Origin of the sequence: Actinacidiphila guanduensis (assembly GCF_900103985.1) — a bacterium.
GTDB lineage: Bacteria > Actinomycetota > Actinomycetes > Streptomycetales > Streptomycetaceae > Actinacidiphila > Actinacidiphila guanduensis.
Genome location: NZ_FNIE01000003.1, coordinates 560,206 through 572,248 on the forward strand (window position 1 = coordinate 560,206; position 12,043 = coordinate 572,248).

The window sequence follows — 12,043 nt, forward strand, 5'->3', positions numbered from 1 at the left end:
AGAGCCGGGAGCGGTGCCGGTACCGGCACCGGGGTGACGCGGGGCGGCGGGGGCCGCGCCGGGGAGGCACGCGGGGGCAAAAGCGCCCAGTCTGGGTAGCAGACCCCGCGTACACGACCCGAGTCACGGCGTCCCCGCGCCGTACGGGAGGAATCATCCCGATGAGCACACCCGACGTCCAGCACACCACCAACAACGCCGGCATCGCCGTGGAGAGCGACGAGCACTCGCTGACGGTCGGCCCGGACGGCCCGATCCTGCTCCAGGACCACTATCTGATCGAGAAGATGGCGCAGTTCAACCGGGAGCGCGTCCCGGAGCGGGTCGTGCACGCCAAGGGCAGCGGCGCCTACGGCCGGTTCGAGGTCACCAACGACGTCAGCCAGTTCACCAAGGCCGCCCTTTTCCAGCCCGGCCGGACCACCCGCATGCTGGCCCGCTTCTCCACCGTCGCCGGTGAGCAGGGCAGCCCCGACACGTGGCGCGACCCGCGCGGCTTCGCGCTGAAGTTCTACACCGAGCAGGGCAACTACGACCTGGTCGGCAACAACACCCCGGTGTTCTTCGTCCGCGACACCATCAAGTTCCAGGACTTCATCCGCAGCCAGAAGCGCCGCCCGGACAACGGCCTGCGTGACAACGACATGCAGTGGGACTTCTGGACCCTGTCGCCGGAGTCCGCCCACCAGGTGACCTGGCTGATGGGCGACCGCGGCATCCCGCGCACCTACCGGCACATGAACGGCTACGGCTCCCACACCTACATGTGGGTCAACGGCGCCGGCACCCGGTTCTGGGTCAAGTACCACTTCAAGACCGACCAGGGCATCGACTTCCTCACGCAGGCCGAGGCCGACGAGCTCGCCGGGCAGAACGCCGACGCGCACCGGCAGGACCTGTGGGAGGCGATCGAGCGCGGCGACCACCCGTCCTGGACGCTCTATGTGCAGGTGATGCCGTTCGAGGACGCGCCGGACTACCGGTTCAACCCGTTCGACCTGACCAAGGTGTGGCCGCACGGCGACTACCCGCTGATCGAGGTCGGCCGGATGACGCTGGACACCAACCCCGAGGACTACTTCGTCCACATCGAGCAGGCGGCCTTCGAGCCGTCCAACATGGTGCCCGGCATCGGCCCGTCGCCGGACAAGATGCTGCTCGGCCGGCTCTTCTCCTACCCCGACACCCACCGCTACCGGATCGGGCCCAACTACGCCCAGCTGCCGCCGAACCGGCCGCACGTGCCGGTGCACTCCTACGCCAAGGACGGGCCCATGCGCTTCGAGCCGGCCCGCACCGGCGCCCCGTACGCGCCGAACTCCTACGGCGGGCCGGCCGCGTCCGCGCAGGCGTACGGCGACATCGCGGGCTGGCAGGCGGCCGGCGAGATGGTGCGCGAGGCGTACACCCGGCACCGCGAGGACGACGACTTCGGGCAGCCGGGCACGATGGTGCGCGAGGTGCTGGACGACGCCGCCCGCGACCGGCTGGTCGGCAACGTCGCCGGGCACCTGAGCGACGGGGTGAGCGCGCCGGTGCTGGAGCGGGCGCTGGCGTACTGGCGCAGCATCGACCAGCAGATCGGCGACCGGATCGCGGCGGCGGTCAAGCGGCCCTGAGCCGCCCCCTGCGGCCGTCACCGTCGCGGATCCGTGCAGGTTCCGCCCTGGCGAACGCCCCCGAAGGCGCAGCCCCGGGCCACGTGTGTCCTCCCGTGGCCCGGGGCTGCTCGCATCCTGTGAGTCGGCACCTCCCTTCCCCACCCACGGTAATGTGATTACACTTAGATAGAAAGAGCAATCACTGTGATGGGGGAAATGCCATGGACGAGGGAACAGGCCGGGGTCCGAGCCGGGACGCGCTGGCCGCGGTACGCGAGGACGTGCCGGAGATGCCGCGGCCGCGGGTGCACGAGCGGCGGGCGGCCGGCACGCCCGGACTGCCGGTGCTGCTGGTCTCGCTGCTGGTGGCAGCGGGCGGGGTGGCACTGATCGCGGTCGGCGCCGGGCAGAGCGGGGCGACCGCCGGGAGCCTGGTGGGTGTCGGGGTGGTGCTGCTGCTCGCGGCCTTCACCGCGCTGTTCGGGCTGACCCAGGTGGCGCCGGGCCAGGCCCGGGTCTGCCAGCTGTTCGGCCGCTACCAGGGCACCATCCGGCAGGACGGCCTGCGCTGGGTGAACCCCTTCACCAGCCGGCGGCGGATCTCCACCCGGCTGCGCAACCACGAGACCGCGGCCCTGAAGGTCAACGACGCCTACGGCAACCCGATCGAGCTGGCCGCGGTGGTGGTCTGGCAGGTCGAGGACACCGCGCAGGCGGTCTTCGAGGTGGACGACTTCCCGCGGTTCGTCTCCTTCCAGACCGACACCGCCGTCCGGCACATCGCCACCAGCTACCCCTACGACCGCTACGACACCGACGGGCTGTCCCTGCGGGAGAACGCCGAGGAGATCACCGAGCGGCTGTCCGCCGAGATCGCCGCCCGGGTGCAGTCGGCCGGGGTGCGCATCATCGAGTCCCGCTTCACCCACCTCGCCTACGCGCCCGAGATCGCCTCGGCGATGCTCCAGCGGCAGCAGGCGGGCGCCATCGTCGCGGCGCGCCGCACCATCGTGGACGGCGCGGTGGGCATGGTGGAGGCGGCGCTGTCGCGGATCGCCGAGCAGGACATCGTGGACCTGGACGAGGAGCGCAAGGCGTCCATGGTGAGCAACCTGCTCGTGGTGCTCTGCGGTGAGCGGGCCGCCCAGCCGGTCCTCAACACCGGGACGCTCTACCAGTGACCGACACCGGCCGCCCGGCCCGCAAGCAGGTGCTGCTGCGGCTCGACCCGGCCGTCCACGACGCCCTGGCCGCCTGGGCGGCGGGCGAACTGCGCAGCACCAACGCGCAGATCGAGTACCTGCTGCGGCGCGCGCTCGCCGACGCCGGCCGGCTGCCGGCCGGCGCCCGCCCGATCCCGCGCCGCGGCCGCCCGCCCAAGGACCCCGCGAGCGCGGTCCCGGCGCAGGACGGCCGCAGCAGCCGGGCCGACCAGGACGGCAAGGACGACAAGGACAGCCAGGACGACCGGAACGGCGGGGCCGACCAGGACGGCAAGGGCGCCGAGAGGGCAGCCGACGGGTAGTCACGACCTGCGGGGACAGCCCGGATCCCGATTATCCACAGCGGGTATACACGCGATGTATACCCGTGGTGTAGTGTGCGCTGCATGTCAATCGGCCACACTCTGCTCGGGCTCCTGGAGTCCGGGCCGCGCCACGGTTACGACCTCAAGCGCGCCTTCGACGAACGCTTCGGACACGACCGGCCGCTCGCCTACGGCCAGGTCTACTCGACGATGGCCAGGCTGCTGAAAAACGGCCTGGTCGAGGTCGACGGGATAGAGCCCGGCGGCGGCCCGGAGCGCAAGCGGTACGCCATCACCGACGCCGGCATCACCGATGTCGACGCCTGGCTGCGGCAGCCCGAGAAGCCCGAGCCGTACCTGCAGACCACCCTCTACACCAAGGTGGTCCTCGCGCTGCTCACCGGCCGCCCGGCCGCCGACCTGCTGGACACCCAGCGGGCCGAGCACCTGCGGCTGATGCGGGAGCTGACCCGCCGCAAGAAGTCCGGCGACCTGGCCGACCAGTTGATCTGCGACCACGCCCTCTTCCACCTGGAGGCGGACCTGCGCTGGCTGGAGCTGACCGCCGCCCGGCTCGACCAACTCGCGAAGGCGGTGACATCGTGACCGCCGCCGCGGAGCCGCTGCTCCAGGCCACCGCGCTGCGCAAGTCCTACGGCCGGACCCCCGCCCTCGACGGGGCCGACCTGACCGTGCGCGCGGGCGAGGTGGTGGCGGTGATGGGCCCCTCCGGTTCGGGCAAGTCCACCCTGCTGCACTGCCTCGCCGGGATCGTGCAGGCCGACTCCGGCCGGGTGTGCTACCGCGGCCGCGACCTCACCGCGATGTCCGACGCCGAGCGCAGCGCCCTGCGCCGTACCGACTTCGGCTTCGTCTTCCAGTTCGGCCAGCTGGTGCCGGAGTTGACCTGCCTGGAGAACGTGGCGATGCCTGCCCGGCTGGCCGGCACCCGGCGGCGGGCCGCGGAGGCGCAGGCCGCCGAGTGGCTGGCGCGGCTGGAGGTCGGCGAGATCGCCGGCAAGCGGCCCGGCGAGGTCTCCGGCGGCCAGGGCCAGCGGGTCGCAGTGGCCCGCGCGCTGGTCGGCAGCCCCCGGGTGGTCTTCGCCGACGAGCCGACCGGCGCCCTGGACTCCCTCAACGGCGAGCGGGTGATGCGGCTGCTGACCGATGCCGCGCACGACACCGGCGCCGCTGTCGTCCTGGTCACCCACGAGCCGCGGGTGGCCGCCTACTCCGACCGGGAGATCGTCGTGCGGGACGGGAAGTCGCGCGACCTGGAACAGGTGTCATGAGCGCCCCGCACGAGCCGTTCGCCGGTTCCGACACGACCTCGGGGGCCCGCGACCGGGAGCCGCAGCCGGACCTGCGCACCTGGGCGCGCGACCTCGCCCTGGGCGCACGCTTCGCCGTCAGCGGCCGCGAGGGCTGGACCCGTACGGCGCTGACCGCCGTGGGCGTCGCGATGGGCGTGGCGCTGCTGCTGCTCGCGGCAGCCGCGCCGGCGATGCTGCACACCCGCGACCGCAAGGAGACCGACCGGACGCCTTCGGTCACCGCCACGCTGCAGCACCCCACGCCCGGTTCCCTGCTGGTGGCCGACGCCAACACCGAGTACCACGGCCGGGACATCACCGGCGTGCTCCTACGGCCCGAGGGCCCGGCCCCCGAACGCCCGCCCGGGGTCGAACAGCTGCCGGGGCCGGGCCGGATGGTGGTCTCCCCCGCCCTGCGCAAGCTGCTGGCCGCCTCACCGCTGCTGCGCGAGCGCATCCCGTACCGGATCACCGGCACCATCGAGCCGGCCGGGCTGCTGGGCCCGGCCGAACTCTACTTCTACGCGGGCGACAGCCGGCTGACCGCCGGCGATGCCGACAACGGCGGCAACGCCGACCGCGCCACCGGCTTCGGCCGCGGCAGCAGCCCCGAGGTGCTCGGCCCCGTCTTCGACCTGCTGCTGGTGATGGTGCTGGTGGTGCTGCTGCTGCCGGTGGCGATCTTCGTCGGCACCGCGGTACGGCTCGGCGGCGAGCGCCGGGACCGGCGGCTGGCCGCGCTGCGGCTGGTCGGCGCCGACATCCGGACCACCCGCAGGATCGCGGCCGGCGAGGCGCTGCTCGGCGCCCTCCTCGGCCTGGCCCTCGGCTCGCTCTTCTTCCTGGTCGGCCGGCACCTTGCCCCGCACGTCACGATACGGGACATCTCCGCCTACCCCTCGGACCTGCGGCCCGGCACCGGACTCGCGGTGCTGATCGCGGTGGCGGTCCCCGCCGCCTCGGTCGCGGTCACCCTGCTGAGCCTGCGCGGCACCGTGGTCGAGCCGCTGGGCGTGGTCCGCCAGGGCGTGGGGCGGCCGCGCCGGCTGTGGTGGCGGCTGCTGCTGCCCGCGGTCGGACTCGCGCTGCTGGCCCCGCTGTTCGGCAAGGCGCAGGGCACCGGGCACATCAACCAGTACCAGGTCGCCGCCGGCGCGGTGCTGATGCTCTTCGGGGTGACGGCGGTGCTGCCGTGGATCGTCGAGGCGGTGGTGGGCCGGCTGCGCGGCGGCCCGGTGGCCTGGCAGCTGGCCACCCGCAGGCTGCAGTTGAGCAGCAACGCCGCCGCGCGCATGGTCAGCGGTGTCACCGTGGCGGTGGCCGGGGCGATAGCGCTGCAGATGCTCTTCCAGAGCGTGAACGGCGAGTTCGTCACCTCCACCGGCGCCGACGTCAGCCGCGCGCAGGTGCACGTGAGCACCCGGATCACCGACGGCGCCCAGACCGCGGCCGATGTCCGCAGGCTGAAGGCGACCCGCGGGGCCGCCGAGGTCTTCGGCTACACCCAGTCCGAGGCCACCCAGGGCGGGGCGAGCAAGCTGAAGGACACGGCGGACGCCGCCTACCTCCCGGTGGTCGTCGGCGACTGCGCGACACTGCGCCAGTTGGCCCGCATCACCCGGTGCACCCCGACGAGCACCTTCGTCGTGCCGCCGCCGGGCGACTTCGGCGACGACCTCGCCCGGTACGCCAGGCCCGGCATGCGGATCGACCTCAACCCGCCGGAAGGCAGCGGCTACACGGGCACGCCCCGGCTGTGGACGGTCCCGGCCGGCACGCCCACCGTCGCGGGCCGCACCGACCCGGCGGGCGACAAGGAGTGGGGGATCTTCGCCGCTCCCCAGGCGCTGGACGCCGCCCGGCTGCGCGCGCCGAACGCCCAGATCATGGTCGCCCTGGCGCCGAAGCAGCCGGACGCGATCGAGTACGTGCGCAACACCGCGGCCGGGTTCGGCATCGGCACCTATGTCTACGAGTTGAGCAACACCCACGCCAAGTCGCAGTACACGCAACTGCGGCGGGGCCTGTTCGCCGGGGCGACGCTGACGATGGCGCTGATCGGGGCGAGCCTGCTGGTGACGATGCTTGAGCAGCTGCGCGAGCGGCGCAAACTGCTGGCGGTGCTGGTCGCCTTCGGCACCAAGCGCTCGGCGCTGGCCTGGTCGGTGCTGTGGCAGACGGCGGTGCCGGTCGTCCTGGGGCTGCTGCTGGCGGTCGGCGGCGGCACGGCCCTCGGGGCCGCGCTGCTGGCGATGGTCGGGCACCCGTTCCGGACGGACTGGCCTGAAGTGGGGCTGCTCTCCCTCGTCGGGGCGGGCGTGGTCTTCGCCGTGACGCTGGTCAGCCTCCCGCCGCTGTGGCGGATGATGCGGCCGGACGGGCTGCGGACCGAATAGGCGTCGGCCGGCCGCTCGGCGGGCGGCCGACCGCGCCGGCCCCGGCGGGTACTCGAGCGCCCCGACCGGCACCCGCCAGCGCACACGCGCGAGGCCCGGGAGTTTTCTCCCGGGCCTCGCGCGGGGTCAGCTCACGGACGCCGGCTGCTCGTCGGAGGCGGGCTCCTCCGGGGAGCCGTCCTCGGGCGGCTCGCCGGCGCTCTTCTCGGCGGGCGCGGCCTCCTCGGCGCTCTCGGCGAGTTCCGTCTCCTCCTGGAGGGCCGCGATGTCCTTGGCGCGCTGGCGCAGATAGCCGACCACCGTGTTGAGGACCGCGACCAGCGGCACGGCGCTGATGGCGCCGCCGATGCCCGCGATGAGCGAACCGGCCGCCACGGAGAGCACGACGGCCAGCGGGTGGACGCGGACCGCGCGGCCCAGGATGAAGGGCTGCAGGATGTGACCCTCGATCTGCTGCACGGCGAGCACCACCACCAGCACCATCAGCGCGGTGAACGGGCCCTGGGTGACCAGGGCGACGACCACCGCGATGGCGCCGGAGGCGACCGCGCCGACCAGCGGCACGAAGGAGCACAGGAAGATCACCACGGCGAGCGGCACCGCCATCGGCACCCGCAGGAAGAAGATGCCGATGCCGATGAAGATCGCGTCGATGAGGGCGACGATGACGGTGCCGCGGACGTAGAGGGTGAGGGTGCGCCAGGCGCGGGGCCCGGCGCCGGCCAGCCCGTCCCGGGCGCCCTCGGGGAAGAGCCGCAGCACCCAGTTCCAGATGTTGGCGCCGTCGTAGAGCAGGAAGAGGGTGCTGAACATCGCCAGCAGGGCGCCGGTCAGGAACTCCACGATAACGGTGACGCCCTGCAGGCCGGCGTCGGTGAGCTGCTTGGTGTTGTGGCTCAGCGCGTTGCTCAGGTTGTTGGCGACCTGGTTGATCTGGTCGTCGGTGACGTGGAAGGGGCTGTGCAGCAGCCAGCGCTTCCCCTGGTTGATGCCGTCCTGGAGGCTGGAGGACAGGTTGTCGATGTTGTCCATCACCTGCCAGACGACGAACCAGCCGACCAGCCCCATCACGACGAACCCGCCGATGAAGACCATCGCGGTGGCCAGTCCCCGCGGCACCCCGCGGCGCTTGAGGCGGGCCACGAAGGGCTGCAGCAGCGCGGTGATGAGCAGGGCGGCGACGAAGGCGAGGACGACCAGCCGGACCGCGCCGATCACCCGCATCAGCACGTAGACGGTGCCGGCCAGCACCAGCAGCCGCCAGCCGACCTCGGCGGCGACCCGCATGCTCCACGGGACCACGGCGACCGGGTCCATGGCGGGTTTGGCGCGCTGCACGGGCACCGCGGGCCGCTCGCGCCTGACAGCGGGAGCGGCGGCGGGTGCGGCAGCGCGCTCGGGCGGCTCGGTGGGGCCGGCCTCGGCGGGAGCCGCCGAGGGGTCCTCGGTGTCCTCCCCGCGGTCGGCGGCGTCGCGGGCCGAAATGGTCGCGTGCCGTTCGTCGAGGCGCCCGGCGAGGTTCGCCAACCCGGAAGCGAGCGCTGCGCTCCAGTGGCGCTTGTCCGGCATGGCTCTCCCCTGACCCGTGGTGCCGTCTGTCGTATTGCTGTGAAGGACGACGTTACCCGGGGCGGAGGTTGATCAGGCCGCGCGGGGGCGGCCCGATCCCGTCACCGGCAGGGGAGCAACTCGGCCCGCTACGCGGCCTGTCGGCCTAGTAGTAGTGGTTGACCTGCCAGAACTGCCAGGCGCCGCAGGGGCTGCCGTAGCGGCTGTTCATGTAGTTCAGGCCCCACTTTATCTGCGTGGCCGGGTTGGTCCGCCAGTCGGCGCCGACGGAGGACATCTTGGAGCCCGGCAGCGCCTGGACGAGGCCGTAGGCGCCGGAGGAGGCGTTGGTCGCGGTGTAGTTCCACCCGGACTCGCGCGTCACGATGTTGGAGAAACAGGCGTACTGGCCCGAGCCCACGATCTGCTTGGCCATCGCCTGGACCTGCGCGATGGTGTACGACGCGCTCACCGGGAAGCTGGCGTCGGGGTTGCCGTGGTCGGCTGCCGCCTCCGCCTTCTGCTTGGCCGCCTCGTCTTCCGCCTTCTTCTTCTTGGCGGCGTCCTTGGCGGCCTGGACGCGGGCGGCCTGCTCTGCCGACTGCCGGGCGGACGCGTCAGCGGCGTCGGACTGAGCCTGGATCTGCTCGGTCAACGAAGCCTGCTGCACCTGCTGTCCAGCGGGGATGTCGGCAAGGAGGGTCGTCGTACCGGCGGCTTCGACGGGCTGCTCGGCAGGCCCGCTGTTCTCCGCACCCGACGCGACGCCCACGACGGCGCCCACAGTGGTGACCGCAGTGGCCGAAGCCACCGCGAGTCCCCGGACCGAGATCCGGCTCACACGGTTTCCTTCCGGAAGCGCCCGCTTGGTGACCGCACGGACGCAATCGTGCCCCTGGCGCTGACCCCTCGGGCCGGTCCGCCGTACGGGCCGGTCGGTCACGGGGGTGCGGGCCCGGTGCGAAGTCCGTTGCGGATTCCGCGTACTGCTCGGGCGGCTCATGGCGTGCGATGTGGATTTGTGGTGGTGCCGTCCGGCTCCCCCGAGGGGGCGCAGGAGTGCCATGAGCGGGGCCTGACAGCCTCACACCCTGCCGTACGGGGACGCGCTGCGGCAATTTCCGGTTGAGTGGCAAACTTCACATGCTGCGGACGGCGGTAAATCTCCGCGCGGGAGCCCGAGAAACGCTAGGCTGCTGCGCCCGTTCCACCGGGCACAGCAGCCTCAACTCATGTGAATATCGGACAGATTGGGGCAGTGCGTCAGCCGACGCCGTCCTCCAGCATCTCGGTGACGAGCGCGGCGATCGGCGAGCGCTCGGAGCGGTTCAGCGTCACGTGGGCGAAGAGCGGATGGCCCTTCAGTTTCTCCACCACCGCGACCACGCCGTCGTACCGGCCCACCCTCAGGTTGTCGCGCTGGGCCACGTCGTGGGTGAGCACCACCCGCGAGCCGGCGCCGATCCGGGACAGCACGGTCAGCAGCACATTGCGCTCCAGCGACTGCGCCTCGTCCACGATCACGAAGGCGTCGTGCAGCGAGCGGCCCCGGATGTGGGTCAGCGGCAGCACCTCCAGCATGCCGCGGGCCACCACCTCCTCGATGACCTCCTTGGACGTCACCGCCGAGAGGGTGTCGAAGACCGCCTGCGCCCAGGGGCTCATCTTCTCGGCCTCGGTGCCCGGCAGGTAGCCCAGCTCCTGGCCGCCCACCGCGTACAGCGGGCGGAAGACCATCACCTTGCGGTGCTGCCGGCGCTCCAGCACGGCCTCCAGGCCCGCGCACAGCGCCAGCGCCGACTTGCCGGTGCCTGCCCGGCCGCCCATCGAGACGATGCCGACCTCCGGGTCGAGCAGCAGGTCGAGCGCGATCCGCTGCTCGGCGCTGCGGCCGTGGATGCCGAACGCCTCGCGGTCGCCGCGCACCAGGCGCACGCTGCCGTCCGCGGTCACCCGGCCGAGCGCCTTGCCGCGCTCGGACTGCAGCACCAGGCCGGTGTGCACCGGCAGGCCCGCCGCCTCGGGCAGGTCGACCGTCTCCTGGGCGAAGAGGGCGTCCACGTCCTCGGCCGCGATGTGCAGCTCCTCCATCCCGGTCCAGCCGGAGGTGACGGCGAGCTCGGCGCGGTACTCCTCGGCGAGCAGGCCCACCGAGGACGCCTTGACCCGCAGCGGCAGGTCCTTGGAGACGACGGTCACGTCGTACCCCTCGGCCTGCAGGTTGCGGGCGACGGCGAGGATCCGCGCGTCGTTGTCCCCGAGCCGGTAGCCGGCCGGGAGCACGCCCGGGTCCGAGTGGTTCAGCTCGACCCGCAGGGTGCCGCCGACGTCGCCGATCGGGATCGGCGCGTCGAGCCTGCCGTACCGGATCCGCAGCTCGTCGAGCATCCGCAGCGCCTGGCGCGCGAAGTAGCCGAGCTCCGGGTGGTGGCGCTTCGCCTCCAGCTCCGACACCACGACGACCGGCAGCACGACCTCGTGCTCGTCGAAACGGGTGAGGGCGCCGGGATCGGCGAGCAGCACGCTGGTGTCGAGTACGTACGTACGCCGGTCGTGATCACGGCGATTCTTGCTGGTCACCACGTGTGGACGAACCCCCTCGGGAGAGGTGAGTCTTGCGTCCCGGCGCCCGCGGTCCGGATGCCGGTCTGCCAGTGGTATGCCCTGGAAATCATGCCGCCATGCGAGCGGCCAGGACGGACACCGGACCGTCATCGCCTGGTCACGGCCCGCTCACCGGCCACCCACGGCCCGGCGAGGCGCACGCCGGGGCCCTTCCCGGGCCTTCTCCGGGCCTTTTTCAGGCTCCTTCCCGGCACTTCCGGGCTCCGTCCGGCCGGCGGCGGCGCGGCGCCGGCCTCAGGACCCGTAGCGGCGGTGCCGGGCGGAGTAGTCGCGCAGCGCCCGCAGGAAGTCCACCTTGCGGAAGGCGGGCCAGAAGACCTCGCAGAAGTAGTACTCGGAGTGCGCGCTCTGCCAGAGCATGAAGCCGGACAGCCGCTGCTCCCCCGAGGTGCGGATCACCAGGTCCGGGTCGGGCTGGCCGCGGGTGTAGAGGTGCTCGGCGATGTGCTCGACGTCCAGCAGCCCGGCCAGGTCCTCGATGGTGGTGCCGCGCCCGGCGTGCTCGTGCAGCAGCGAGCGGACCGCGTCGGCGATCTCCTGCCGGCCGCCGTAGCCGACCGCCACGTTGACCAGGATGCCGGTGTGGGCGAAGGTCGCCTGCTCGGCCTCCTTGAGCACCAGCTGGGTACGGGTGGGCAGCATGTCCATGGTGCCCACGTGGTGCACCCGCCAGCGGCCGCTCGCGGCGAGGCGGCTCACGGCGTCCTCGATGATGCCGAGCAGCGGCACCAGCTCCTCGGACGGGCGGTCCAGGTTGTCGGTGGACAGCAGCCACAGCGTGACCACCTCGACGCCGGTCTCCTCGCACCAGCCGAGCATCTCGGCGATCTTGTCGGCGCCGGCCTGGTGGCCCTGCACCGTGGTGCCGCCGGCCGCCTTGGCCCAGCGCCGGTTGCCGTCGAGGATCACGCCGATGTGCTTGGGCACCTGGGTCGCGTCGAGCCGGCGCTCCACCCTGCGGGAGTACATCCCGTACACCAGGTCGCGCAGATTCATCGCGTACCAGCCCTCCTGCGCTCGTCGCCCCGGGCC

General features: G+C 72.5%; 10 protein-coding genes. 6 read left to right on the forward strand and 4 right to left on the reverse strand.

Annotated features, from left to right (window positions below; genetic code table 11):
• Positions 1-161: 161 nt before the first annotated feature.
• The 6 genes from BLR33_RS08720 (at position 162) to BLR33_RS08745 (ending at position 6,838) form a co-directional block, all read left to right on the forward strand.
• Positions 162-1,619 carry a catalase gene (locus BLR33_RS08720; RefSeq protein WP_093783697.1) on the forward strand — a complete coding sequence of 486 codons (1,458 nt, stop codon included), beginning with the start codon at positions 162-164 and terminating at the stop codon, positions 1,617-1,619.
• Positions 1,620-1,822: 203 nt separating this feature from the next.
• A complete protein-coding gene (locus BLR33_RS08725; RefSeq protein WP_407639651.1) occupies positions 1,823-2,782 on the forward strand; it encodes an SPFH domain-containing protein in 960 nt (319 codons plus the stop codon).
• The gene (locus BLR33_RS35975) at positions 2,779-3,126 is read left to right on the forward strand and encodes a hypothetical protein (RefSeq protein ID WP_093783698.1); all 348 of its coding nucleotides are present in this window, start codon (positions 2,779-2,781) and stop codon (positions 3,124-3,126) included. Before BLR33_RS08725 ends, BLR33_RS35975 begins: the two co-directional genes overlap by 4 nt.
• Positions 3,127-3,210: 84 nt before the next feature.
• The gene (locus BLR33_RS08735; protein WP_093783699.1) at positions 3,211-3,735 is read left to right on the forward strand and encodes a PadR family transcriptional regulator; all 525 of its coding nucleotides are present in this window, start codon (positions 3,211-3,213) and stop codon (positions 3,733-3,735) included.
• Positions 3,732-4,421 (forward strand): ABC transporter ATP-binding protein, encoded by a 690-nt coding sequence (locus tag BLR33_RS08740; protein WP_176930180.1) that lies wholly within the window; start codon positions 3,732-3,734, stop codon positions 4,419-4,421. The genes BLR33_RS08735 and BLR33_RS08740 overlap by 4 nt, the downstream gene beginning before the upstream one ends.
• Positions 4,418-6,838 (forward strand): ABC transporter permease, encoded by a 2,421-nt coding sequence (locus BLR33_RS08745; protein ID WP_093783701.1) that lies wholly within the window; start codon positions 4,418-4,420, stop codon positions 6,836-6,838. Before BLR33_RS08740 ends, BLR33_RS08745 begins: the two co-directional genes overlap by 4 nt.
• 126 nt (positions 6,839-6,964) lie before the next feature.
• Here BLR33_RS08745 and BLR33_RS08750 read toward each other — a convergent pair whose 3' ends face one another.
• The 4 genes from BLR33_RS08750 to BLR33_RS08765 form a co-directional block, all read right to left on the reverse strand.
• Positions 6,965-8,407, reverse strand: a complete 1,443-nt coding sequence (locus tag BLR33_RS08750) for an AI-2E family transporter (protein WP_093783702.1) — start codon at positions 8,405-8,407, stop codon at positions 6,965-6,967.
• A 145-nt stretch (positions 8,408-8,552) separates the two neighbouring features.
• A complete protein-coding gene (locus tag BLR33_RS08755) occupies positions 8,553-9,227 on the reverse strand; it encodes an aggregation-promoting factor C-terminal-like domain-containing protein (protein WP_245771265.1) in 675 nt (224 codons plus the stop codon).
• A gap of 422 nt (positions 9,228-9,649) precedes the next feature.
• Positions 9,650-10,969, reverse strand: a complete 1,320-nt coding sequence (locus BLR33_RS08760) for a PhoH family protein (RefSeq protein WP_093783704.1) — start codon at positions 10,967-10,969, stop codon at positions 9,650-9,652.
• 276 nt (positions 10,970-11,245) lie between these two features.
• A complete protein-coding gene (locus tag BLR33_RS08765) occupies positions 11,246-12,007 on the reverse strand; it encodes an isoprenyl transferase (RefSeq protein ID WP_093783705.1) in 762 nt (253 codons plus the stop codon).
• Between the last annotated feature and the right edge of the window lie 36 nt (positions 12,008-12,043).

Bases quoted from the DNA above. Each gene is read 5' to 3' on its own strand.
- BLR33_RS08735 (WP_093783699.1), top strand. From the start codon at position 3,211: ATGTCAATCGGCCACACTCTGCTCGGGCTCCTGGAGTCCGGGCCGCGC.
- BLR33_RS08720 (WP_093783697.1), top strand. From the start codon at position 162: ATGAGCACACCCGACGTCCAGCACACCACCAACAACGCCGGCATCGCC.
- BLR33_RS08725 (WP_407639651.1), top strand. From the start codon at position 1,823: ATGGACGAGGGAACAGGCCGGGGTCCGAGCCGGGACGCGCTGGCCGCG.
- BLR33_RS08745 (WP_093783701.1), top strand. From the start codon at position 4,418: ATGAGCGCCCCGCACGAGCCGTTCGCCGGTTCCGACACGACCTCGGGG.
- BLR33_RS08765 (WP_093783705.1), bottom strand. From the start codon at position 12,007: ATGAATCTGCGCGACCTGGTGTACGGGATGTACTCCCGCAGGGTGGAG.
- BLR33_RS08750 (WP_093783702.1), bottom strand. From the start codon at position 8,407: ATGCCGGACAAGCGCCACTGGAGCGCAGCGCTCGCTTCCGGGTTGGCG.